Source organism: Massilia sp. TSP1-1-2, from assembly GCF_049896185.1.
Taxonomy (GTDB): domain Bacteria; phylum Pseudomonadota; class Gammaproteobacteria; order Burkholderiales; family Burkholderiaceae_D; genus Telluria_A.
Genome location: NZ_JAFCTU010000003.1, coordinates 150,519 through 174,302, shown reverse-complemented (window position 1 = coordinate 174,302; position 23,784 = coordinate 150,519). Strand labels below are relative to the sequence as shown.

Annotated in this window: 23 protein-coding genes; 13 read left to right on the top strand and 10 right to left on the bottom strand. The window is 65.0% G+C overall.

Going from position 1 to position 23,784, the window contains the following annotated elements:
* The first annotated feature begins 87 nt into the window (after positions 1–87).
* From ACP7BV_RS03945 to ACP7BV_RS03890, 12 genes are all read left to right on the top strand, one after another.
* Positions 88–540 carry a GspH/FimT family pseudopilin gene (locus ACP7BV_RS03945; RefSeq protein WP_426101893.1) on the top strand — a complete coding sequence of 151 codons (453 nt, stop codon included), beginning with the start codon at positions 88–90 and terminating at the stop codon, positions 538–540.
* Between the two features lie 8 nt (positions 541–548).
* Positions 549–935: a type II secretion system minor pseudopilin GspI gene (gene gspI / locus ACP7BV_RS03940; protein WP_426101711.1), complete on the top strand. Its 387-nt coding sequence runs from the start codon at positions 549–551 to the stop codon at positions 933–935.
* Entirely contained in the window at positions 932–1,546 is a 615-nt protein-coding gene (locus ACP7BV_RS03935) for a PulJ/GspJ family protein (protein ID WP_426101709.1), read from the top strand. The genes gspI and ACP7BV_RS03935 overlap by 4 nt, the downstream gene beginning before the upstream one ends.
* Positions 1,543–2,523 carry a type II secretion system minor pseudopilin GspK gene (gspK, locus tag ACP7BV_RS03930; protein ID WP_426101707.1) on the top strand — a complete coding sequence of 327 codons (981 nt, stop codon included), beginning with the start codon at positions 1,543–1,545 and terminating at the stop codon, positions 2,521–2,523. Before ACP7BV_RS03935 ends, gspK begins: the two co-directional genes overlap by 4 nt.
* A 99-nt stretch (positions 2,524–2,622) precedes the next feature.
* Positions 2,623–3,840, top strand: a complete 1,218-nt coding sequence (gene gspL / locus ACP7BV_RS03925; protein ID WP_426101705.1) for a type II secretion system protein GspL — start codon at positions 2,623–2,625, stop codon at positions 3,838–3,840.
* The gene (gspM, locus tag ACP7BV_RS03920; RefSeq protein ID WP_426101703.1) at positions 3,837–4,370 is read left to right on the top strand and encodes a type II secretion system protein GspM; all 534 of its coding nucleotides are present in this window, start codon (positions 3,837–3,839) and stop codon (positions 4,368–4,370) included. Before gspL ends, gspM begins: the two co-directional genes overlap by 4 nt.
* Positions 4,367–5,140, top strand: coding sequence for a type II secretion system protein N (gene gspN, locus ACP7BV_RS03915; protein ID WP_426101701.1), 774 nt, complete (start codon positions 4,367–4,369; stop codon positions 5,138–5,140). The genes gspM and gspN overlap by 4 nt, the downstream gene beginning before the upstream one ends.
* Before the next feature lie 14 nt (positions 5,141–5,154).
* Positions 5,155–7,428 (top strand): type II secretion system secretin GspD, encoded by a 2,274-nt coding sequence (gene gspD / locus ACP7BV_RS03910; protein ID WP_426101699.1) that lies wholly within the window; start codon positions 5,155–5,157, stop codon positions 7,426–7,428.
* Positions 7,429–7,438: 10 nt separating this feature from the next.
* Complete coding sequence (gspE, locus tag ACP7BV_RS03905; protein ID WP_426101697.1) at positions 7,439–8,860, top strand: type II secretion system ATPase GspE; 1,422 nt, start codon at positions 7,439–7,441, stop codon at positions 8,858–8,860.
* A 10-nt stretch (positions 8,861–8,870) separates the two neighbouring features.
* Positions 8,871–10,091, top strand: coding sequence for a type II secretion system inner membrane protein GspF (gene gspF / locus ACP7BV_RS03900; RefSeq protein ID WP_426101695.1), 1,221 nt, complete (start codon positions 8,871–8,873; stop codon positions 10,089–10,091).
* Positions 10,092–10,124: 33 nt separating this feature from the next.
* Entirely contained in the window at positions 10,125–10,784 is a 660-nt protein-coding gene (locus ACP7BV_RS03895) for a type II secretion system protein N (RefSeq protein WP_426101693.1), read from the top strand.
* Positions 10,785–10,787: 3 nt separating this feature from the next.
* Positions 10,788–13,037: a patatin-like phospholipase family protein gene (locus ACP7BV_RS03890; RefSeq protein WP_426101691.1), complete on the top strand. Its 2,250-nt coding sequence runs from the start codon at positions 10,788–10,790 to the stop codon at positions 13,035–13,037.
* 222 nt (positions 13,038–13,259) lie between these two features.
* On the opposite strand, the gene ACP7BV_RS03885 is transcribed toward ACP7BV_RS03890, so the two are convergent.
* The 6 genes from ACP7BV_RS03885 to dksA all read right to left on the bottom strand — a co-directional run bounded on the left by ACP7BV_RS03885 (position 13,260) and on the right by dksA (position 18,650).
* The gene (locus ACP7BV_RS03885; protein WP_426101689.1) at positions 13,260–13,994 is read right to left on the bottom strand and encodes a helix-turn-helix domain-containing protein; all 735 of its coding nucleotides are present in this window, start codon (positions 13,992–13,994) and stop codon (positions 13,260–13,262) included.
* 436 nt (positions 13,995–14,430) lie between these two features.
* Positions 14,431–14,616, bottom strand: coding sequence for a hypothetical protein (locus tag ACP7BV_RS03880; RefSeq protein ID WP_426101687.1), 186 nt, complete (start codon positions 14,614–14,616; stop codon positions 14,431–14,433).
* A gap of 10 nt (positions 14,617–14,626) precedes the next feature.
* Entirely contained in the window at positions 14,627–15,976 is a 1,350-nt protein-coding gene (gene hslU / locus ACP7BV_RS03875) for an ATP-dependent protease ATPase subunit HslU (RefSeq protein ID WP_426101891.1), read from the bottom strand.
* A 14-nt stretch (positions 15,977–15,990) separates the two neighbouring features.
* Positions 15,991–16,536 carry an ATP-dependent protease subunit HslV gene (gene hslV, locus ACP7BV_RS03870; RefSeq protein ID WP_426101686.1) on the bottom strand — a complete coding sequence of 182 codons (546 nt, stop codon included), beginning with the start codon at positions 16,534–16,536 and terminating at the stop codon, positions 15,991–15,993.
* 100 nt (positions 16,537–16,636) lie between these two features.
* Positions 16,637–17,956, bottom strand: a complete 1,320-nt coding sequence (locus ACP7BV_RS03865) for an STAS domain-containing protein (protein ID WP_426101684.1) — start codon at positions 17,954–17,956, stop codon at positions 16,637–16,639.
* A gap of 241 nt (positions 17,957–18,197) precedes the next feature.
* Positions 18,198–18,650, bottom strand: coding sequence for an RNA polymerase-binding protein DksA (gene dksA / locus ACP7BV_RS03860; protein WP_426101682.1), 453 nt, complete (start codon positions 18,648–18,650; stop codon positions 18,198–18,200).
* Between dksA and ACP7BV_RS03855 the strand changes: the two genes are divergently transcribed.
* Positions 18,649–19,344, top strand: a complete 696-nt coding sequence (locus tag ACP7BV_RS03855) for a hypothetical protein (RefSeq protein ID WP_426101680.1) — start codon at positions 18,649–18,651, stop codon at positions 19,342–19,344. The two genes, dksA and ACP7BV_RS03855, sit on opposite strands and share 2 nt — an antisense overlap.
* A 1-nt stretch (position 19,345) precedes the next feature.
* On the opposite strand, the gene ACP7BV_RS03850 is transcribed toward ACP7BV_RS03855, so the two are convergent.
* The 4 genes from ACP7BV_RS03850 to ACP7BV_RS03835 form a co-directional block, all read right to left on the bottom strand.
* The gene (locus ACP7BV_RS03850) at positions 19,346–20,431 is read right to left on the bottom strand and encodes a CobW family GTP-binding protein (protein WP_426101678.1); all 1,086 of its coding nucleotides are present in this window, start codon (positions 20,429–20,431) and stop codon (positions 19,346–19,348) included.
* Between the two features lie 166 nt (positions 20,432–20,597).
* Positions 20,598–21,596: a tyrosine recombinase XerC gene (gene xerC, locus ACP7BV_RS03845; protein ID WP_426101676.1), complete on the bottom strand. Its 999-nt coding sequence runs from the start codon at positions 21,594–21,596 to the stop codon at positions 20,598–20,600.
* 5 nt (positions 21,597–21,601) lie between these two features.
* On the bottom strand, positions 21,602–22,264 hold the full coding sequence (locus ACP7BV_RS03840) for a DUF484 family protein (protein WP_426101674.1): 663 nt from the start codon (positions 22,262–22,264) through the stop codon (positions 21,602–21,604).
* 110 nt (positions 22,265–22,374) lie between these two features.
* Positions 22,375–23,652, bottom strand: a complete 1,278-nt coding sequence (locus ACP7BV_RS03835) for a porin (RefSeq protein WP_426101672.1) — start codon at positions 23,650–23,652, stop codon at positions 22,375–22,377.
* Positions 23,653–23,784: the final 132 nt, after the last annotated feature.

Here is a 23,784-nt window from a genome sequence, read left to right as displayed (position 1 = left end):
GGCCTTGAGCCGGGAGCGCATGTGAAGGCAGTCACGAAGGCAGCCACCGAGGCAGGCACTAAGGCAGGCACTGCGCCAAGCCGCGCCATCCGCGGCTTTACGCTGGTCGAGCTGATGGTTGTGCTGGCCATCATCGGGATCACGCTCGGCATGGTCTCCTTCAATGCCATGCCCAGCCCGCGCCAGAACCTGCAGGGCGAGGCCCGCCGCATCGCGCTGCTCCTGCAGCTGGCGCGCGACGAAGCCATCGTGCGCAACCGCCTGGTTGCCTTTGAAGCGGACGGCGAGGCCTACCGCTTTTTGGTGCGCAACGAGGGCAGCTGGGATCCCGTCACCCGCGACGATTTGCTGCGCGAGCGCCCCTTCAAGGGCGGCCCGGTCAGGCTGCTGATCGATCCGGCGTCGGCCGGCAGCGGCAACCCGATGCGCATCACCTTCGGGCGCGAACCGGTCGACAAGCCGTTCGTGCTGACCATGGCCATCGGCGAGGACAGCGTCGCCATCCGCGCCGACGGCATCGGCCACTTTGTCGTCGAATGAAGCGAACCATGAAACTGCCTATGCGTCCTTCACGTCCTTCACGTGGCTTCACCCTGCTCGAAGTGCTCGTTGCGCTCGTCATCGTCGGCACCGCGCTGGGCGCCTCGCTGCGCGCGGTCGGCAGCCTGACCTCGAACAGCGCGGGCTTGCGCGCCACCATGATGGCCACCTGGTCGGCCGAGAACCGCCAGGTCCAGATCCGGCTGGACAAGGTCTATCCGCAACTGGGCAAGCGCACCACCGAATGCCCGCAGGGCTACCTCAAGCTGGTGTGCCAGGAAGAGATCCTGCCCACGCCCAATCCCCGCTTTCGCCGCGCCGAGGTCAGCGTCTACGACCTGGCCGACCCGAATCGCCGCATCATCAAGCTGGTGCAGCTGGTGCCGCAGCCATGAGGCGCCAGGCGAACCGGCGCGGCTTTACGCTGATCGAACTGCTCGTTGCCATCAGCATCCTGGCCATCGTCGCGGTGCTGGGCTGGCGCGGGCTCGATTCCATCGTGCGCGCCCGCATTGCGCTGTCGGCCGAAATCGAATCGACGCGCGGCATGCAGCTCGCCTTTGCCCAGATGCAGAGCGACGCCGAACATATCGCCTCGCCCGCCACGCTGCAAAGCCGCACCGCACTGCTGGCCGACATTGAAAGCATGTCGCTGGTGCGCATGATCGAACTGGAAAACGAGCCCACGCGCCTCGCGGTGGTGACTTACCGCGTGCACGACGGCGTGCTTGACCGGCGCGAATCGGCCGCCACGCGCGACCTGATGCAGATCGACGTTCTGTGGAAGGCCGCCACCACCAAGCTCGACACGGCCCAGCCGGTGGTGCTGCAGTCCGGCGTGAACCGGATGATGGTGCAGACTTTCGTCGGAGGGCGCTGGGTCATGCCGGGCCCGGCCGGCGGCAACGGCGGCGCCAACGTGCCGCCGACCGGCCTGCAGGTCGGCTTCGAGCTCAAGGACGTGCCTTCGCTGATGGTCAAGAACTTCCTGCTGGGAGGGGCATGATGCGCGCTTTCCCGACTGCTCAAAAGCGCCAGCGCGGCGTGGCGATCATCACCGCGCTGCTGCTCACCACGCTGGCGGTGACGATTGTCGCCAGCCTGTTCTGGATGCAGCAGGTGCAGGTGCGCTCGATGGAAAACCAGCGCCTGCAACTGCAGACCAAGTGGATTTTGCGCGGCGGGATCGATTTTTCACGCATGTTGCTGCGCGAGGAAGGCTTGCAGCGGCCCGCGTACACATCGCTGCTATCGATCTGGAACACCCCGCTCGAAGAAACCAAGCTGGACGACTACGTCGAAAAAGAGCGTCTCGAGAGCGAAAAATCCGACGCCACGCTGCAAGGGCGCGTTCTGGACGCCACGGCGCGTTACAATCTCAACAATTTGGCGCAAGGCACCCAGATTGATCTTGCCCAGGTGGCGCTGTACAAGCGCCTGCTCGAAAACGTGCAAGTCAATCCAACGCTGGCGCAAAAGACCGCGCAGGCGGTGGCCGACGGCTCGCCGCCGGGACCGGTGACGTCCGGCGCGTCCCAGCCGGCGGCGCGCTCCATTGTGCCGCTCGGTCTTACCCGGATCGAAGACTTGCTGGCCATTCCCGGCTACACGCTGGCCGACGTCAACAAGCTGCGCGAAGTGGCGGTGGTGCTGCCGGCCGGGGGTACCACGATCAATGTGAATACGGCGCCGGCCGAAGTGATTTCGGCGCTGGTCAGTGGCTTTTCGGTGGCGCAGGCGAACGCGCTGGTGGCGCGCCGCAAGCAGGCGGACTACCGCACGCCGGCCGATTTTACGGCGCAGCTGTTCGGGGTGCCGCAGACGAATTACCCGTCTCAGACGCTGTATGACGTCAAGAGCGAGTGGTTCCTGGTGCGCTCGCGCGTGCGCCTGGACCGCGCCGCGCTGGACGCCGAATCGCTGATCAACCGCCAGCTGACGGCGCCCAATGCGACCATCATCGAGTGGGTCAGGCAAAACTAGGTCCGTGACTGGGTACGGAGGGCAGGAACGGCAAGACTGAACGGCAAGACTGAGCGGCAAGAATAAGAGCGGCAAAACCAAGAACGAAAGCGAGACTGTTTGACTACTTTATATATCCGCCTCCCCGCCCGCGCCGACAGCGAAGGCGCACTTGCGCGCTTTGCGCTGGTGGCCGACGGCGGCGCCGTGATGCAGCAGGGCGCAGGCGCGCTGCGCAGCATGGGCGACGTGGTCGCCGCCAGCCGCCGCGTGGTGCTGCTGCTGGCCGCGCCCGACGTCACGCTGCTGCACGTCAAAACGCCGCCGCTGTCGGCGGCGCGCCTGAAGGCGGCGCTCCCCAATCTGGTCGAAGAACAGGTGCTGGGCGACCCGGAAGACTGCGTGCTGGTGGCCGCTCCCGCCCAGCTGGACGACGGCATGCGCACCGTGGCCGTGGCGCAGCGCGCCTGGCTCGAGGCGATCGTCAAGGGCTTGCTGGCGATGGGCGCGCGCAGCGTGTCCGCCTTGCCCTCGCAACTGTGCCTGCCGCTCGCGCCCGGCAACGTCTCGGGCGCGATCGACGCCAACGGCATCACGCTGCGCCATGGCCTGTACGCCGGCCTGGGTTTGGCGGTGGCGGGCACGCCGGCCATGGCGCTGCAAACGGCGCGCGCGCTGGCCGGCGACTCGCCGCTCAATTTGTACGTTGAAACTGAAGAACTGGGCGAATACCAGGCGCTGGTGGCCGAAGCGGGCCCCGGCATCCACGTCGAAGCCGAACACTGGGCGCACTGGATCGCCGGCTCGAAAAGCACCCACTTGGACCTGGTGCCCGGTCTGGGCGCGGCCGGCGCCCAGGTGCGCGACTGGAAGAAATGGCGCTGGCCGTTGCGCATTGCGCTGCTTGCCGTCGTGGTCAACCTGATCGGCCTGAACGTGCAGTACATGCGCCTGAAGCGCGAAGCGCAGGCTATTACGCTGGGCATGACCCAGACCTTCAAGGCCGCGTTCCCGAAAGAGACCGTCATCAGCAGCGACCCGGCAGCGCAGATGCGCCAGAATATCACCCGCGCCAAGGCCGCTGCCGGCCAGGTCACGCCGGACGAATTCACGTGGCTGGCGGCAGCCTTTGGCGAAGCGGCGCGCAACTTGCCGCGTCCCCCCGAACTGGCCTCGATGGCTTACCGCGAGCACGTCTTGACGGTCAAGGTCAAACCCGGCGCGGCGGACCCGGCCAGCGCGCAGACGCTGCGCCAGGTGCTGGCCGCGCGCAAGCTGGCGCTGGACGACTCGGTCGCCGGCGTATGGACAATTCGCAATGCAGGAGCAAGCAAATGAGCGCAGTGAGCGCAATGGCGCAATTTTGCGAGCAGGTCACGCTCTACTGGCTGGCGCGCACCGAGCAGGAACGCAAGTATCTCACCATCGGCGGCGCCACCATCGTAGGCGCGCTGGTCTACATGCTGTTCATCGCGCCCCCGGTCGAAGGGCGCGCCAGGCTCAATGCGCAACTGCCGGCCATGCGCGTGGAAGCATCCAAAATGCAGGCGCTGGCGCTCGAAGCGGGCGAGCTTGCGCGCCAGCCGGTGCTGCAGGTCACGCCCATGACGCGCGAAACGCTCACCGCCAGCCTGACGGCGCGCTCGCTCGCGCCCACCTCGCTGGTGATGTCCGGCGAATTTGCCAAGATCCAGTTCAACGGCGTCGCCTTTGCAGGCTTGTATAGCTGGATCGACGCGCAGCGGCGTGAAAACCGGATCGACGTGCAGGAAATCGCCGTGACCGCCGGCGCCGGCGCCGGCGCCACCGCCGGCCAGGTCGACGCCGCCGTCACGCTGCACCAGATTACCGGTGAAGCGTCCCGATGAAGCGCGCTGTGCTATGGTTGCTGGCGATTGCCGCTGCCGTTGCGCTGACGGTGCTGGTGTTTTTGCCGGCCACGTGGCTGGGAACCATCGTCGAAGACCAGACCGGCGGTCGTTTGACGCTGGGCGACGCGCAAGGTACGCTGTGGCGCGGTTCGGCCTTCGTGGGCGGCGCGGCCGGGGCCAACGGTGCTGTCACGCCGCTGCTGCCGGGGCGTTTCAGCTGGACGCTCTCGCCCATGCTGCTGCTCGGCCAGGTCGACATGACGCTGGCCAATCCGGAAGCGCTGTCGCAGGCGGTCAACCTGACGGGCAGCTGGTCGGAGTGGCAAGTCAGTCCCGCCGCGCTGCTGCTGCCGGCCGAACGCTTGGTGGGCCTTGGTTCGCCGATGAACACGCTGGCGCCGAGCGGGCGCATGAAGCTCTCGTGGAGCACGCTGGCGCTGGCGCGCGCGGCCAATACCGTGGCCGTGAATGGCCGCACGCTGCTGTCGCTGGAAGACATGGGTTCGCGCATGGCGCCCATCAAGCCGCTGGGCAGTTATGAAATGATCATGGACTGGCGCGCGCAGCAGGCGCAGTTAAGTTTGAGAACGGTGCGCGGTGCGCTGCTGTTATCGGGAACCGGAACGCTCGACCAGGGGCGTTTTCGCTTTTCCGGACAGGCGCAGGCAGCCGATGGATATGAAGACACGCTGGGCAATCTCCTGAATTTACTGGGCCAGCGCCGAATGGTGGGCGGCAAAAAAATTACTGCGTTAGAGTTCAAATGATGAAGACAACTACAATGACAATCCACTCCCCACGGCTGCGCCGTGCCGCTCTTGCCGTCATGCTGTGCTGCTCGGTGGCCGGCGCCCCCAGCCCCGTCTGGGCCGCCCCTGAAGACCAGGCCGCGCTCAACTTCGTGGGCGCCGACATCGAATCGGTGATCAAGGCGGTCGGCCACTACACCGGCATGACTTTCATCATCGACCCGCGCGTCAAGGGTACCTTGACGCTGGTGTCGGAAAAGTCGATCAGCAAGGCGCAAGCCTTCAATCTGCTCACTTCCGCGCTGCGCCTGCAAGGCTACGCGGTGGTCACCGGCGACGGCTATGCCAAGGTGGTGCCGGAAGCGGAAGCCAAGCTGCAAGCCTCGCCCACCCAGGTGGGCATTGGCGGGGGCGGGGCGCGCGGCGACCAGGTCGCCACCCAGATCTACCACCTCAATTACGAGTCGGCGGCCAACCTGACGGCGGTGCTGCGCCCCCTCATTTCGCCGAACAACTCGATCATGGCCAACCCGGGCAACAACAGCCTGGTGATCACCGACTATGCCGACAACTTGCGTCGCCTGACCAAGATCATCGCCGCGCTCGACGCGCCGATCGCGGCCGACGTCGACATCGTGCCGGTGCGTTACGGGATCGCGTCCGACATGGCCACCCTGATTGAAAAACTGCTGCAGCCGGCGCCGGGCGGCGACTCCGGCCGCGTTTCGGTCGTGGCCGACCCGCGCACCAATTCGCTGGTGGTGCGCGCCCCGTCGCGCGCGCGCGCCAACCTGGCCAAGTCGCTGATCGCCAAGCTGGACCAGCCGACCTCGGAAGCGGGCAACGTGCACGTGGTGTACCTGAAAAACGCCGACGCCACCAAGCTGGCGGCCACGCTGCGGGCGGTGGTCTCGTCGGACTCGTCGGCGTTGCCGCAAACCCCGCAGGGCACAAGCGGGGGCAGCGTGCAGGCCACCGGCGGCGCCCAAGGCGGACAGGGCAACAATGGCAACCTGGGACCTGGCCCATCGACCATGAGCCAGCAGGGCAACGGCCAGCAGACGGGCGGCGGCGGCGGCGGCGGCGCCGGCTGGATCCAGGCCGACGCCTCCACCAATACCTTGATCATCACCGCGCCCGACGCCATTTACCGCAACATGCGCGGCGTGATCGACATGCTCGACGTGCGCCGCGCGCAGGTGTACATCGAGTCGCTGATTGTCGAAGTCAATTCCGACAACGCGGCCGCCTTCGGTGTGCAGTGGGCTGGTCTGTCGGGCACCAGCAACAGCAAGTACCGCGTCGGCGCACTGCAGAACTTCGCCGGCGCCGGCACCAGCAACCTGCTGACGCTGGTCGGTTCGGCCACGCCGGCGCCTGCGGCCGGACTGACCATCGGCCTGTTCAAGATGATCAACGGTGAGCTGGGCCTGGGCGCGGTCGCCTCGGCGCTGGAAACCGGCGGCAATGCCAACATCCTGTCGACACCCAACATGCTCACGCTCGACAATGAACTGTCGACCATCAAGGTGGGCCAGAACGTGCCGATCATTAGCGGCCAGTTCACCACGCCTTCGGGCGGCCAGACCGCCAATCCGTTCCAGACCATCGACCGCAAAGACGTCGGCCTGTTGCTGAGGGTGCGTCCGCAGATTTCCGAAGGCGGCACGATCAAGATGGCGATCTACAACGAGACCTCGAACGTCGACGAGAGCACCCGCGCCTCGCCGTCGGGCGTGACGACGAATATCCGCGTGATCGAAAACAACGTAATCGCCGACGACGGCCAGATCATCGTGATTGGCGGCCTGATTCGCGACGACACCAGCGACAGCGAAGAAAAAGTGCGTGGCCTGGGCGATATCCCGATCCTTGGCAACCTGTTCAAATACCGCAACCGGACCCGTAAAAAGACCAACCTGATGATCTTCCTGCGCCCGGTGATCGTGCGCAGCAAGGAAGACAGCAACAGCATTTCGACCGACCGCTACGAGTACATGCGTTCGACCGGCCATAAGGGTGCCGCGCCGCAGGATGCGATCGTGATGCCGGACTTCGGCACGCCGGTGCTGCCGCCGCTGGTGGGTGGCCAGCCGCCACGGGGCGGAGCCATGGCGCCGGTGCCGCCAAAACCGGTGCGCCCGGCTGTGCGTCCGGGCGCCGCGGTGCCGGTGGTGCCGGCGCCGGCCGCGGGTGCCCTTGCGCCGGGCGTCTACCGCGCCGTGCCCACAGCCACCGTGCCGACCACCACGCTCCCGCCGGGCGTTTACCGCTCGGTCACCCCGGACCCTGCAGTCAAGAAGTAAGGCTAGCATCATGAGTAATCTTTTACCTTACGCTTTCGCGCGCGATTTCGGCGTGCTGGCGCGCGCCAGCGACGAGGCCGAACACACCGTTGAAGTGTGGGTCTCGGGCGCCACGGCGCCGGCGGCGATCGCGGAAGTGTCGCGCCGTTTCGGGCGCATTGCGCTGCGCTCCATGGAGCGCGCCGACCTGGAAGCGGCGATTGCCACGGCCTACGCCGGCGCCGGCGGCGACGCCTCGCAGGTGGCCGACGAATTCGACGCCGACCTGGATCTCACCAAGCTGCTGCAGGACGTGCCGGCGATTGAAGACTTGCTCGAGTCGTCCGACGACGCGCCGGTGATCCGGATGATCAACGCGCTGCTCACGCAGGCGCTGCGCGAAGGCGCCTCCGACATTCACATCGAGCCGTTCGAGCAGACTTCCGTGGTGCGCTTCCGGATCGACGGTTCGCTGCGCGACGTGGTGCGCCCGCGCAAAGCCATCCACGCTTCCCTGATCTCGCGCATCAAGATCATGGCGCAGCTCGACATTGCCGAAAAACGCTTGCCGCAGGACGGGCGCATCACCTTGCGCGTGGGCGGCAAGGGCGTGGACGTGCGCGTCTCGACCCTGCCCACAGGGCATGGCGAGCGCGCCGTATTGCGTCTGCTCGACAAGGAAGCCGGGCGCCTGGACCTGTCGCACCTGGGCATGAGTCCGGACTTGCTGCCGCAGTTCGACACGCTGATCAAGCAGCCGCACGGCATCGTGCTGGTCACCGGCCCGACCGGCTCGGGCAAGACCACCACCCTGTATGCGGCGCTCTCGCGCCTGAATGCCTCGACCACGAACATCCTGACGGTCGAAGACCCGATCGAGTATGACTTGATCGGCGTGGGCCAGACCCAGGTCAACGCCCGCATCGACATGAGCTTTGCCAAGGCCCTGCGCGCCATTTTGCGCCAGGACCCGGACGTGATCATGATCGGCGAGATCCGCGACCTGGAAACGGCGCAGATCGCGGTCCAGGCGTCGCTCACCGGCCACCTGGTGCTCGCTACCTTACACACCAACGACGCCGCCGCCGCCGTCACCCGCTTGCTCGACATGGGCATCGAACCGTTCCTGCTCTCGTCCTCGCTGCTCGGCGTGATGGCCCAGCGCCTGGTGCGTAAGCTGTGCGTGCATTGCAAGACCAACGACGGCCACGTCTGGAATGCGGTGGGCTGCGACAAGTGCGGCTTTACCGGCTACCAGGGGCGGGTGGGGGTGTACGAGCTGCTCGAGACCACCGATGAGATCCGCGCCCAGATCCACAACCGCGCTTCCGAAGCGGACATCCGCCACGCGGCGCAACGGGTGGGCATGAAAACCATGCGCGAGGACGGCGAACGCTATCTGCGCGACGGCACCACCACGCAGGCCGAAGTGCTGCGCGTGACCAAGGACTAGGCCGACACCGATGCCAGCATTTCGCTACGAAGCCGTCGACAACGCCGGCGCCACCCACAAGGGGGTGGTCAATTCCGACAGCGCCCGGGCCGCGCGCGCCGACCTGCGCGTGCAAGGCCTCACGCCGCTGGCGGTGGAAGCCATCGCCGCCCAGGTTGACGAGAAGGGCGTGGCCAAGCGGCGCGGCTTTGGCGAGCGCCTCTCGCAAAACGAGCTGGCGCTGTTTACGCGCCAGCTGGCCAGCCTGCTCGAAGCCGGCCTGCCGCTCGAACAAGCTTTTACGGCATTGCTGGAACAGGCCGAGCGCCCGTATGTGCGCGACCTGATCGCCTCGATCCGGGCCGAAGTGATCGGCGGCGCGAGTTTCTCGGACGCCTTGTCGCGCTACCCGCGCGACTTTGCCGAGATCTTCCGCGCGCTGGTCGCGTCCGGCGAGCAGATCGGCCACCTGGCGCGCGTACTCACGCGCCTGGCCGACTATATCGAGCGGCGCAACGCGCTGGTGCAAAAGGTCAAGCTGGCGTTCACCTATCCGGCCATCGTGACGGTGGTGGCGTTTGCGATCGTGATTTTCCTGCTCACCTACGTGGTGCCGCAGATCGTCTCGGTGTTCACCAACACCAAGCAAAAACTGCCGCTGCTCACCATGATCATGCTGGGCGTGTCGAACTTCGTACGCGCCTACGGCATCGTGATGGGCATTGCTATCGTGGGCGCCTTTGTCGCCTGGCGGCGCGCACTGCGCAACCCGGCCTTGAAGCGCCGCTACCATACCTGGCTGTTGACGGCGCCCATCTACGGCAAGTTCGAGCGCAGCCTGAACACGGCGCGCTTTGCCAGCACGCTGGCCATTACCACCGGTTCTGGCGTGCCGATCTTGCGCGCGCTCGACACCAGCCGCGACACGCTTTCGAACGTCGCCATGCGCGAACTGGTCGAGCAGGCCAGCGCCAGCGTGCGCGAGGGCGTGAGCCTGGCGCGCGCGCTGTCGGCGCAAAAGCATTTTCCGCCCATGCTGATCCACATGATCCGCGCCGGCGAAATCACCGGCGAACTGCCGGCGATGCTGGAACGGGCTGCCAATTCGCAGCAGCAAGACCTGGAACGGCGCACGCTGACCATTGCCGGCCTGCTCGAACCGGTGCTGATCCTGGCCATGGGCGTGGTGGTGCTGCTGATCGTGCTCGCCGTGCTTATGCCAATTATCGAAATCAATCAGCTGGTGCGCTAGCGGCTTGCCGGACAAGAAGAACAAGGAATTTTAATGAAGCGTATGCCCCTCATTTTCAGCCTGCTTGCCGTAATCGCGCTGTCCGCGTCGATTGCCTACTGGGTCATGGAACTGTACAAACCCAAGCAGCGCCCGCTGGCCGCGCTGGTGGAAGCGAGCCTGCCCGACCCGGCGCCCGACGCCGCCGCCACGCTGTTCGGCGGCCAGGCCGTGGTGGCCACGGTCAGCAACTACCGCTTGACGGGCGTGGTGGCGGCCGGGCGCGACAGCGCCGCCATCCTGGTGGCCGACGGCCAGCCGCCCAAGGCGCTCAAGGTAGGCAGCGAAGTTGCTCCCGGCGTCACCGTGCGCGAAGTGCATGCGCGCTACGTGATGCTGGCCGAGGGCGGCGTCATGAAGCGGATCGACCTGGCCACCGACGACAAGGCCGCCGCCAGCATGGGCATGCCGGGGGGCGACCCGAGCCAGCAGCAACAACAGCAGCAGCAACAGCAGCAGCAACAGCAGCAGCAGCAGCCGCAACCAATGCCGCAGCCCGAAGTGCAGAACAGTAACCAGCCGATGGAAGTGCCGACCAACCTGCCGGGCCAGATGCCGGCCGGGGTTCCGCCACCGCCGGCGCCCGTGCAGATGCCGGTGCCGACGCGCAACTACAGCAATCCGAATGCGGGCGGCCAGCCGCAGACGCAGTAAGCCTTGAAGACGCCTGCCTACCTGCCGGCATTGGCCGCCGTGCTGGCGCTGCTGCTGCACGCGCACGCGGCGCTGGCCCAAGCCCCGATCGCCACCCAAGACAAAGGCGTCGTCGTTGTGGCGGCGCCGGTGCGTCCGCGCGTGGCGCTGGTGCTTTCGGGCGGGGGCGCGCGCGGCTTTGCCCATATCGGCGTGCTGCGCGCGCTGCGGGAGCAGCGCATTCCGGTCGACATGGTGGTCGGCACCAGCATGGGCAGCGTGGTGGGCGGCGCCTACGCGGCCGGCGCCTCGATCGCCGACCTTGAAAAGATGGCGCGCCAGACCGACTGGGACCGCGTCGTGGCCGACCGCCCGTCGCGCGAGGACCTTGAATTTCGGCGCCGCGAAGAAGATGTGCTGCTGCCTTCACGCATCGAATTCGGCCTGAACGGCGAGGGCCTCTCGCTGCCGCCGTCGGCGGCCGGCAACGCCGCGCTTGAGCGCACCATCGCGCGCCTGCTGCCGGCCGGCACGCGCGACCGCCCGGTGAGCCAGTTGACGCTGCCATTTCGCTCGGTGGCGTCGGACCTGGTGACCGGCGCGCTGGTCGACCTGGTCGACACGCCGCTGTTTTTGACGATGCGCGCCTCGCTCGCCGTGCCCGGCGTGTTCGCGCCGGTGCGCGTGAATGGACGTCTGGTCGTCGATGGCGGCCTGGTACGCAACCTGCCGGTCGACCTGGCCATCAGGATGGGGGCTGACGTCATCATTGCGGTCAACGTGGGCACGCCGCTGGCTCCCGAAAAAAACCTGGGCAGCGCCTTTGGCGTGGCGCAGCAGATGATCAACATCCTCACCGAGCAGAACGTGCAGCGCTCGATCCGCGAACTGCGCGCGCAGGACGTGCTGATCGCGCCGCCGCTGGCGGGCATCGGCTTTCTGGAGTTTCGCAGCGTCGGCAGCGCCATCAAGGCGGGCGAACTGGCCGCGCGCGCGATGGCGCCGCGCCTGGCGCCGCTGGCGCTGCCGGAAGCCGAGTACGCGCTGTTCGAAAACACGCGCCTGGCGCCGCCGGCGCTGGCCGATACGCCTGTGGCGCTGGCGCGGGTGAAGGTTGAAAGCAGCGGCAAGATCAATCCGCGCGTGCTGGAAGTGCAGTCCGGCCTTGCCGCCGGCCAGAAGCTCACGCGCGAACAGGTGCGCGACGCGGCCGACGCGCTGTACGGCCGGGGCGACCTGGAGCGGGTTGAAGTGCAGATCGACGACGAAGCCGGCAAGCGCCAGGTGACGCTGCGCGCGACCGAGGCGGCATGGGCCAGCAGCCGCTTGCGGGTGGGGCTGGAGCTGGCCAGCGACTTTGACGACACCAACCGTTTTGCGCTCAAGTTCATGCATGTCAAAACCTCGCTCAACGCCTGGGGCGCGGAGCTGCGCACGGTGATGCAGGTGGGCGACCAGCGCGCTTTCGGCATGCAGTTTTACCAGCCGCTCGGTCCCGGCTCGCAGTGGTACGCGGCGCCGTCGATCGGTTACGGCTCCACCTCGTTCGATAACTTCACCGAGGGTCGGCGCAGCGCGCGCGTGGCCTACTCCGGGCGCACCGCGGCCATGATCTTGGGGCGCGAGCTGGGCAACTGGGGCGACTTGCAACTGGGTGTGCGGCGCAGCAACGAGAGCGTGCGCGCCGTCATTCCCGAGCTGGAAGTTGCGCAGGAGTTGCGCGCATCCGGGCTGACCCAGTCGCTGGAGTACCGGGTGGACACGCTTGACTCGCTCGGCTTTCCCAGCCGCGGCTACCTGGTCGACGCGAGCGTCGAGCGCGTCTCCGGCGACGGCAGCGATCTGGGCGCGCAGGCGCGCACCTCGCTGGTGGGAATGGGCGCGATCAGCACGCAGAATTGGGCCGGACACGTGTATGGCGAGTATGCGCACGCAAAATATGGCTTTTCGCCCGTCAGCCTGGGCGGCTTTTTGCGCTTGTCGGGTACGGTGCCGGACTCGATCCAGGGACGCAGCATCGCATTTGCCCGCATGGTGCTGGCGCGCCGCGTCGGGGCCTTGCCGGTCACGCTGGGCGGCACGGTGCGGGCCGGGTTCTCGCTGGAGGCGGGCGGCGGCTTTGACACCGGAACGGCCGTCAAGGGCAGCGGGATCAAGCAGGCGGTCAGTGCTTTCCTGTCGGTCGAGACCAGGTTCGGGCCGGCCTATGTGGGCGCGGGCTTGACCAAGGATGGCAACAAGACGGCGTATTTGTTCCTGGGGCCGATCTGGTAAACAGGCCGGCTGCATTGCGCGCTCATCCTCGTGCCGGCGTGCGAAAGTGTTGCAGAGCATTGCGTGGCTGCGCGCGATTCCCCTCTGTCGGTGGCGCCTGTCGGAATGCGCTGCGCTTTTCCGACCTACGCGGTCGCCGGCCCTTTTACGGCAGCCGCGTGCGTGCCGGCACTGTGCCGTGGGGTACTGGCCATATCAACAATGCGCTTTTTTCCGGGCTGCCTACTTCCTGCGCAGTGCTGTAAAAGCTCCAAACTCCCATGACCTGAAGCCCAGCAGCAAGGTGACGCCTTCGCGTTCCGTGCTGTCGAGCCGCCGGTCGTTCTGGTGCAGCCGGGCCAGTTCGCCGGCCAGCTGCTGGATCTTCTGGATCAGCTCTTGCGCGCTGGACGCCGACAGCCGCGCCGGCAGGCACATGAGCATTTCGCCGGCGCCGTCGAAGCGTCCGCCGAAATAGTCGCCCACCACATGTTCGCGCACATACTGCTGCACCGGGCCGTCGGCGATCCAGCGGAACGCATTCGACACGCGCATGCTGTAGCGGTTGCCGGGTTTGAGTTCGATCAGGCCCAGCCGGTCCAGTTCCACCATCAGGCCGATGCATTCCGGCTCGCTCATGCTGTAGGTTTCGATGATCTGGTCCAGCGTCCAGTGGCCAAGGCAGCAGATGGCCACCAGCAGCAGGCGCGGATTGGCCATCAGCGACTTTTCCTGGGCCGCGGTGAGGGTGTCGGCGTGGGGCCTGGCGTCGGCCGCGCGGCGCAGGATGTCTTCCATCGGGATGCCGGCCGCCTTGCAGATCTGGGCCAGGCGCGACAAGGCCATGTCCTTTTGGCCGAACATGCGCTTGACGCTCGATTCGCTCATGCCGATGCGTTCGGCCAGCGCCTTGTAGGTAATGCTCGCGGCGCGCAATTCGGCGCGCAGCACGGTTAATACTTGCTCGGGTGAGCTCATGGAAGCCTTTTTGGTGGAATGTAGCGTGAGACAGTACCGAATGTACCGAATATCGGTGCTTGGCACAAGGTAGTAGCCGATTTTGGCTGAAACGGCGAGACTAGGCACTGATGGCCAGAAAGCGGGAGCCCGACAGGGCTTCCGCTGGCGGCCCGCCGATCGTCCAGGCGACATCCCCGCAGCAGCAACTGCTCAGTACTGAACAAACTTCCCACACATTCAAGCAAGCGCGAACACAGCGTCCTCGCGAACGCGAGTTTTGCGATGATGACGGCTACACCCACATCGTCCTCGCGCACGCGGGGACCCATGGAACGGTTCAACTGAGCAACTGTTCTATGGGTCCCCGCGTGCGCGAGGACGATGTAACTCTGCTGCGCTGCGACCCATTCTGCTACAGCCGCGTGCGCGAGTAAGACGTTTAGCGATGCGCTGCTTACTCTTCCGGCTCCAGCTTGGCCTTCTTGAGTGCGCGCTTGGCTGCGGCGCGTTCCGGCCCGGGGCCCTTGGCGTGCGGCCCCGCGGCGCGCAGCTTGGCCGCCACCGCCACCGGATTGCGCGGCTTCGATACCGGCGCCGTCAGCCGCATCTTCTGGCGCGTTGCCAGCGCCTTGTTCGCCATCGGCTTGCCCTTACAGCACGTAGCGCGACAGGTCTTCGTCCACGGCCAGCTTGTCGAGCCGCTCGTTGACGTAGGCGGCGTCGATCGTGACGACCTGGCCGCTGCTCTCGCTGGCCGTAAACGACACTTCCTCGAGCAGCTTTTCCATCACCGTGTACAGGCGCCGCGCGCCGATGTTTTCGGTGCGCTCGTTGACCGAAAATGCAATTTCGGCCAGCCGCGTGATGCCGCCCGGGACGAAGTCGACCTTCACGTTCTCGGTCGCCAGCAGCGCCTCGTACTGGGTCGTCAGGCAGGCGTCGGTACTGGTCAGGATGCGCTCGAAGTCGGCAATCGACAACGATTCGAGCTCGACCCGGATCGGAAAGCGCCCCTGCAATTCGGGGATCAGGTCGCTCGGCTTGGCCAGGTGAAACGCGCCCGACGCGATGAACAAAATATGGTCGGTGCGAATCATGCCGTACTTGGTGTTGACGGTGGTGCCTTCCACCAGCGGCAGCAAATCGCGCTGCACGCCGGCGCGTGAGACGTCGGCGCCGCCAACTTCCGAGCGCGAAGCGATCTTGTCGATTTCGTCGAGGAACACGATGCCGTTTTGCTCGACATTGGCGATCGCCTTTTGCTTCATCTCATCTTCATTGATCAGCTTGGCCGCTTCTTCGTCGACCAGGAACTTCATCGCGTCCTTGATCTTGATCTTGCGCGGTTTTTTGCGCGCCCCGCCCATGCCCGAAAACATGGACTTGATCTGCTCGGTCATTTCTTCCATGCCCGGCGGGGCCATGATTTCCATCTGCGGGCCCGTCTCGGCGATGTCGAGCTCGATCTCGCGCTCGTCCAGCGCGCCTTCGCGCAGGCGCTTGCGGAAGGTCTGGCGAGTGGAGTCGCCTTCCTTGCCTTCCTTGGCGTCTGCGGTGGGGGCCGGCGTGGAAAAGCCAAAGTCGCGCGCCGGCGGCACCAGGATGTCGATCACGCGCTCTTCGGCCGCGTCTTCGGCCCGCTGGCGCACTTTTTTCATTTCGCTCGCGCGCGTCTGCTTGACGCCGATGTCGATCAGGTCGCGGATGATGGTGTCGACGTCGCGCCCGACGTAACCGACCTCGGTGAACTTGGTCGCCTCGATCTTGATGAAAGGCGCGTCCGCCAGACGCGCCAGGCGGCGCGCGATCTCGGTCTTGCCCACGCCCGTGGGGCCGATCATCAGGATGTTCTTGGGCGTGATCTCGTGGCGCAACGGTTCTGCCACTTGCTGGCGGCGCCAGCGGTTGCGCAGCGCAATGGCGACGGCGCGCTTGGCCTTGCCCTGGCCGACCACGTGCTTGTCCAGTTCAGCGACGATTTCAAGGGGCGTCATGCTCATGTTGGTATTGGTGGTCATTTGGCGTCGTCCAGCGTTTCAATAATGTGGGACAGATTGGTATAGATGCACAGCTGGCCGGCGATGGTCAGTGATTTTTTGACGATATCGAAGGGCGACAGTTCGGTATTTTCGTGCAGTGCCTTGGCGGCCGACTGGGCGTAGATGCCGCCCGAGCCGATGGCGCCGATGCCGTCTTCGGGCTCGAGCACGTCGCCGTTGCCGGTGATCACCAGCGTCGATTCATGGTCGGCCACGAGCAGCATGGCCTCGAGGCGGCGCAGCACGCGGTCGGTGCGCCAATCTTTGGCCAGTTCGACCGAGGCGCGCAGCAGGTTGCCCTGGTGTTTTTCAAGCTTGCCTTCGAAGCGGTCGAGCAGCGTAAAGGCATCGGCGGTGCCGCCCGCGAAACCGCACAGGACCTTGCCCTGGTACAGTTTGCGCACTTTGCGCGCGGTGCCCTTCATGACGATGTTGCCCAGCGTGACTTGACCGTCGCCGCCGAGCGCAACTTGGGCGCCGCGCCGTACGCAAAGGATGGTGGTGCCGTGAAATTGTTCCATATCTGCCTCGTAGTTATCTCCCCCAAAGGTTGGGGGCTGTAACGCAAATTGCAAGATAGCGGTGAACGGCGGTGAGCGCCGCGGGGTGGAAACTAAGACTTTAATATTTGTGCGGGAACATCCGGGCGACTTCAGCGTAGCTCAAGAGTTTGAACAGTGCGGCGACCAGATGGTTCATGTCGCGAAACTCGATTTTTTTCTCGGCTGCGATCGGGCGCAGGCGGTTGAGCATGGCGCTGGCGGCGCCATAGTCGACCCGCGCCAGGCGCGAGCAATCGATCAGCAGCGTGGGCGCCTGCTCGGCATAGGCGTCGATGGCGTCGAACAGCGCATTGGCGCCGCTGTTGATCACGTTGGGCAACATGAAGCATTCGGTGCGGGTCGGCGCCGTGATGGTGCTGGTGGTGGCCACGTTCTGCGGCGTTTCAAACGAGGGCGGCGACACTTCAAAGGTGACGCAGTAATCCATCGCCATTTCTTCGAAATCTTTTTCGCGGTTCAACAGTTGCAGCAGCGCCAGCAGCAACAGCCATGGCGCTTCGCTGGCGTTGCGCTGGCCAATGGTGATGGTCGAGCGCACCAGGTCCGACAGTTCGGTGGCGCCGGCCACGATCAGCTCGCGCTCGCGCTTGCGCAGCGTGGTGAGGGCGTCGAGCATCAGCTGGCAGCCTTCGGGGGTGACGTCGGTGATGCGGCCAAATTCGAGGCGCAGCACATGGTTCTCGTCGGACAGAGTCAGCAGGCGCGCGAGGCGCGGCGCCACTTGCCCGTCGAGCACGCCGGCAAACACTTCGGTCGGGGTCACGCCGGCAAAACTGCTTTCCTCGACCCCGATCGGGGTCGGCGGCGCCCAGGTGGGGGGCGATGTTTCAAACTGGCTCGCGTAGTCGATGGCAACGTTGTCGAAATCGTCCTGGCGGCCCATGACCTGGTACAGGTCGAACAGCATCCACCACACGGTGCGGTCGGTACGGCCCACATCGCGCAGGCTTTCCTGCAGCATTTGTTCGGCCACGACCATCTGGTCATTGGCGAACATGATGGCAATTTCTTCGATGACGGGCGCGGTCTGGGCGAAGACCGGGGTGTCGAGCAGGCTGTTGTCGGACAGTAGTTCCGTGGTGGCCAGTTCCAGCATCGGCAGCGTGTCGCCGTCGTCTTCCTGGTTCTTGGCGCCGCGCGCGCGGCGCGGGCCGCTGCCCCAGGCCGGCTCGGGGGTGTTGAAAATGTCGTCGGCCATGGCCGATTCAATGGCGTCGATCTTGGCTGCAGTGGCGCGCGCGATTTCGCGCTGGCGCGCGCGTTCGGCGTCGCCGTCGAGAATCAGGCGTGACGGTTCGCCGCGCAGGCGCGACTCGGACGGTGTCACGACACCGTCCGGCTTGTTATTTTTTCCCTTGAAGATGGAGAAAATTCCCACGTCATTCCCTGTTTCAATCTGGTACAGCCACGCCAGTGCGGTGCGCCTGACTGCCGGCGCCAGGCCTTACCTTAGCACGGTAGCACGCCGGCGGCGCGCAGTCACGCGGTCACGGCACAAAGCCCATCTCGCTAGTGTAGCCGATGGGCAAGCTTTACGTTCGCACGACTGCATCTTTGCAAACGAAAAAAGCATGCGGCGCAGGCGGCATGCTTTTCCTGGTGAGCGTCACGCGCAGTGATCAATCGCCGTACAGCTTCTGTTTCAGTTCGCGGCGCTGCTGTGCTTCGAGCGACAGCGTGGCGGTGGGACGGGCGATCAGGCGCGGAATGCCGATCGGTTCGCCCGTTTCCTCGCACCAGCCGTAGTCGCCGCCGTCAATGGCGGCGATCGATTGCTGCACCTTTTTGAGCAGCTTGCGCTCGCGGTCGCGCGTGCGCAGTTCGAGTGCGTGCTCTTCTTCGATGGTGGCGCGGTCGGCCGGGTCGGGCACGAGCACGGTTTCGCGCAGGTGTTCGGTGGTTTCGCCGGCGTTCTTGAGCAGGTCTTTTTCAAGCTGCTGCAGGCGCGCCTTGAAAAACGCCAGCTGAGCCGGATTCATGTAATCCTTTTCGCCCATGGCCCGAATTTCATCTTCGGAAATGAGACGGCCTTCTGTGTTCACGGCGGGGGTCGATTTAGTTGTTTTGGTCATGACTTCACTTACCTTCGATACGACAGAGGTTTTCATTTTATCAGCTAACTCGGCCGTGACACCTCCAACTGCTCCGGTGCTCCCGCCTGTTTCGCCTGCCTTGACGGCTTGCTGTGCCACCGTCTTGTTCGCCTTCGCTTGCGCGGCCGCCGTTGCCGGCACCGCCTTCAATGCTGCTGCCTTCAGTGCTGGCGCAGGTACTGCCTTCGTTGTTGCCTCAGGTACTGCCTCAGGTACTGCCTCAGGTGCTGCCTTCGCCGCTGCCGGCGCTTTCGCCACCACCTTCGATGCCGCTTTTTTCGGAACTGCCTTTGCCGGCGCCGCCTTCGCGACCGGCTTGCTGCTTGTCGCCTTCGTTGCGTTTGGGGCCACTGCCTTGCTCGCCGACCGTGGTGCGGGCCGTGCTGCCGGCTTGGCTGGCGCCTTTGCGCTCGCCAGCGGCGCGGCCTTGATGGCCGGCGCCAGCACGGCGGCAATTTTCTTGGCCAATGCAGCCGCAACGGTTTTTACCACGCCCGGCTTGCGCGCGGCGCTCGCCATGCTGCCGCTGGCTGGTTTCTGTGCGGATTTCGCCACGGTTTCTTTCATGTTGCCATCCCGATGTCTTCCCCTCGCCACGATGGCGTGCCGGCAATTCAGTCGTCAAACAAGCGGCGCTGCACAGATTCAGGCGTGCATCACAAAACCGGGATAGTTTATACCAAACATTGCTCCAAACCTCGGATAAAGACGTCTTTCGGTAAATTTTTGCCAATAAAAACCATTTTGCTGCCACGTTCCTCGTTTTCGGCCCATTTGGCGCCGATGTCGGTGCCCATGATCTGGTGCACTCCCTGGAAGACGACCTTGCGGTCGGCGCCGTCCATCAGCAGCACGCCCTTGTAGCGCAGCATGCGCGGGCCAAACACCTGGACCACGCCACCGAGGAATTCATCGAGTTTGGCGGTGTCGAAAGGACGCGTGCTCTTGAACACGAAGGCGGCGATGTCGTCGCTGTGCTGGCTGGACGCCATGCCATCAGGGGCGTGCCCCGGCGTAGTGTGCTCGCCATGGACGTGCTCATGGCTGTGATCGCACGCGTCGGTATGCACGTGTTCGTGCTCGCCATGCGCGTGCGCTTCGTCGGCGGTCAGAAAGGCCGGGTCCAGTTCGAGCTTGTCGTTCAAGTTAAAGCCGCGGATGTCGAGCAGTTCGGACAGCGGCGCGCGGCCGAAGTCGACCTCGGTGATGGGCGCGCGCGGGTTCATGCGCTTCAAGCGCGTCTTGAGCGCGGCCAGCGCGGCGGCGTCGACCAGGTCGGTCTTGGAGATGAGCAGCTTGTCGGCAAAGCCGACCTGGCGCTGGGCTTCCTCGTATTCGTCAAGCTGGGCCATGGCGTGGCGCGCATCGACCACGGTCAGGATGGCGTCGAGCATGTAGTGGGCGCCCACTTCTTCATCGACAAAAAACGTTTGCGCGACCGGACCGGGATTGGCCAGGCCAGTCGTTTCGATCACGATGCGGTCGAACGCCAGTTCGCCGGCGGCGCGTTTTTGCGCCAGCGCCGACAGCGCCACGATCAGGTCGCCGCGCACGGTGCAGCAAATGCAGCCATTGTTCATTTCAACAATCTGCTCGCTGCTATCTTGCACCAGGATGTCGTTGTCGATGTTTTCCTGGCCGAATTCATTCTCGATGACGGCAATGCGCAAACCATGGTCCTCGCGCAGGATGCGGTTGAGGAGGGTGGTTTTGCCGGCGCCGAGAAAACCGGTCAGGATGGTGCTTGGGATCAATGCCATGGTGCTTTTCGTCTGTGGGCGTGAAATAACCGAGCGATTATGCCGCAATTTGGAAAATGCTTCCAATTGGCTGCTGATTGCTTGATACAGGTCAGGAGGGTGTTGTTAATTATGATGCCCGGGGAACGCTGAACCAGCGGGGGCGCGGTGCAAACGCTGGTCTTGACTATTTCGATTTTGCGCGCGGATGGGCTTGATCGTAGACGGCCGCCAAATGCTGGAAGTCGAGTGCCGTATAGACCTGCGTCGAGGTAATGCTCGCGTGCCCAAGCAAGTCTTGCACGGCCCGCAAATCGCCCGACGACTGCAGCAAGTGCGACGCGAACGAATGGCGCAGCACATGCGGATGCACATTGACGGGCGTGCCCACGCGCTGCGCATGCGCTTTCAGACGCAGCTGGATCACCCGCACCGACATGCGCGCCCCGCGCGCCGATACAAACAGCGCGGCGCTGCCGTCGGCCGGGGGCGGGCGCACCGCCAGCCAGGCCGCGATTGCCGCCAGCGCGTGGCTGCCCACGGGCACCTTGCGCATCTTGTTGCCCTTGCCCGTCACGATCACTTCGCGCTCGTCCAGGTCGATCCAGCCGAGCGAGGCGGACGCGCCGGGGAGCGCCTTGACATACGCTACATCGACCCCCGCCAGTTCCGACACCCGCAGCCCGCTCGAATAGAGCAGCTCGAACATGGCGCGATTGCACAGGTCGGCCGGCTCGGCGTTGGCGTGCGCATGCGCGTCGCTGGCGACCAGGTGCACCGCGTCGTCCACCGACAGCGCCTTGGGCAAGGTCTTGGGCCGCCTGGGCGCGCGCACCCCGTCGACCGGATTGGCGGCCAGCGCGGCGTGCTGCGCGAGCCAGTTGAAAAAGCCGCGCCAGCTCGACAGCTTGCGCGCGATCGAGCGCGCGCTCTGCGACTGGGCATGCAGCTTGGAAGTGATGCGGCGGATATCGGCGTGCTGCACGTCCTGCCAGGCCATGGGGCCGAGCAGCGCGGCCAGTTCGGCCAGGTCGCGCCCGTAGGCGGCCAGCGTGTGGGGCGAGAGCTGCCGCTGGGTGGCCAGCTGCGCCAGGTAGCACGCGCTCAGTTCCGGCTCGCTCTGGTCCGACGCGACCAGATCCGGCGCGACCAGGTTCCGGTCCGGCCCGGCGCTGTCGCCGTCCATGCCGCTTACGCGCGCAGGGCGGCCAGCGCCGCGCTGGCGGTCTCGCCAATGTGGATCAGGAAGTCAGTGGCCATGTGCGCGGTAAAGCGTTCCGGGTCGGACGAACCCATGATCAACAGGCCAAACGCACTGCCGTTGCTGCGCAGCGGCAAAATCACGGTCGAGACTACGCTGGCCGCGTCGTCCAGCCAGCGCACCGCTTCAAAGTCGTGGTTGCTGCCGCAGTAGGGCGCCAGCAGGCTGTTGGCGAACATGCGCGCATCGTCCGACACGCCCTCGACATACCAGCTGCCTTCGTGCCCGGGAGCCAAATCCCACAGGCGCAAGGTTGCTTGCGGCACGGAAAACTGCGTGCGCAGGCCGCCGGCCACCGCTTCCGGCATGCCGCCGCCGGCGTGCGCGGCCAGCAAACCCTGGGTCCAGGCGTGGAACTTGTTGGCGATCGCCGCGTTGTCCTGGGCCAGATGGATCAGTTCGGACATGCGCAGCTCGAGCGCCTTGTATTTGTCGCGCATCACTTCCATCTGGCGTTCCTGCAGCGAGACGGCCTTGCCGGTCAAGGGGCTGGACAGGCGAACCTGGCCCAGCAGTCCAACGTGTTCTTCAAAAAAAGCAGGATGGTCGGCCAGATAAGCGGCGACCGCGGTGGAGTCCAGTGTTGCTGTCATTGGTATTTTGGGTTCGGTCTGTAAAGTAAGCGCAATTCTAACCGAGAGCGATCCGCCGCCCATAAAAAAAGACGCCCGCGGGCGTCTTTTTGCTGCCGCAGCAGGAACGATCAGAAGCGGTGACGCATGCCGATCAGGATCGAGTGGCTGTCGTCGCCCTTGACCTTGGTAAAGCCGCCTGGCGCGCCAGCGATGCCCGGCGTGTACTGGCCATCGTTCTGGTTCGAGATGTGCGCGAACGTTGCGTACACGTCGGTGCGCTTGGACAGATTGTAGTCGTAACCGATGGCGGCCAAGGTCGCGTCGCTGTTCGAACGGGTACGGTCGTTCTGGCGTGCAACCGATGCCATCAGGCGGCCGGCGCCGATCTTGTAGTGCATGCCGATCTGGGCGCTGTTGGCGTCGATCTGGGTGTTTTCAGTGATGCGGGCCACGAAGATGCCGCGCAGGGTGGCCTTGGTGGTGGCGTCAAGGATGAGGTAATTCGGCTGGGTGGCGATGCTGGTATCGTAGGTGGCGAAATAATCATTCAGCAAGGCCGAATGCAGGTTCTTCTGGTCATGGTAACCGGCGAAGAACTTGAAGTCGCCCATCGTGTACGAACCGCCCATGGTGGTGGTGGTCAGGCTTTTCTGGTCAGCCAGGTCGTAGCCCTGGTTGTGTGCGACGCCGACGTCCAGGCCGTTAGCCTTGTAGGTCAGGGCAGCGCCGTAGAACTTGTTGTAACGGCCGAGGTAGCCCGAGTTCTTAAAGCCGTACATCAGCGAACCGCCAAAGCCGCCCGGGGTGGCGATACGGTACTGGATCGATTTTTGCGAACGGATGTCGGCGCCCAGTGCCGAGAAGCCGGCGGTGCCGCCGGTGATGCCGCCCCACGCGCCGCCGGTGCCGTTTTCAAACGTGTCGGCAGCAGCGAATACTTCGTAGCCAGGGGTGTACATGCGGCCCAGCAAGATCGCGCCCACTGGCGTAACCAGGCCGACCATCGCGGTGCGGTCGAACAGGGCTTTTTCGCGGTTGACAGCGGTTTCGCCGGTCGCCTTCAAGCCAGTGGCCAGGCCGCCATTGATGTTCGCGCCCAGGGCTTCCATGCCGCGGCGCAGGTAGAAGCCATCGTTGTTGGTGACCAGTGCAGGGGTCTGGGTGCCGGTGTCGAGTTCAACGCGCGCTTCGAGCTGGAAGATAGCCTTGAAACCGCCGCCGATGTCTTCGGTACCCTTGAAGCCCAGACGCGAACCGTCGGCGCCACCGCTAACGATCTTGGCTTTCTCGCCCTTGGTTTTCACAATGCCGGCATCGGCGATGCCGTAGATTTGAACGCTGGACTGAGCCAGCACGGGGGCGGCGAAACAGGTAGCGATGACACCAGCGATTAATTTTGTTTTCATTACGTCTCCAGGAGGAATTTGGGTAAAAACGAACGTGCGTACTAATTCGTTTGAATCAATATGCCATCGTTCATCGAGCTTGTACAGAAAGCCAAGACGATCATTGCGTGCGCGGTTGCGGAAATGACACAA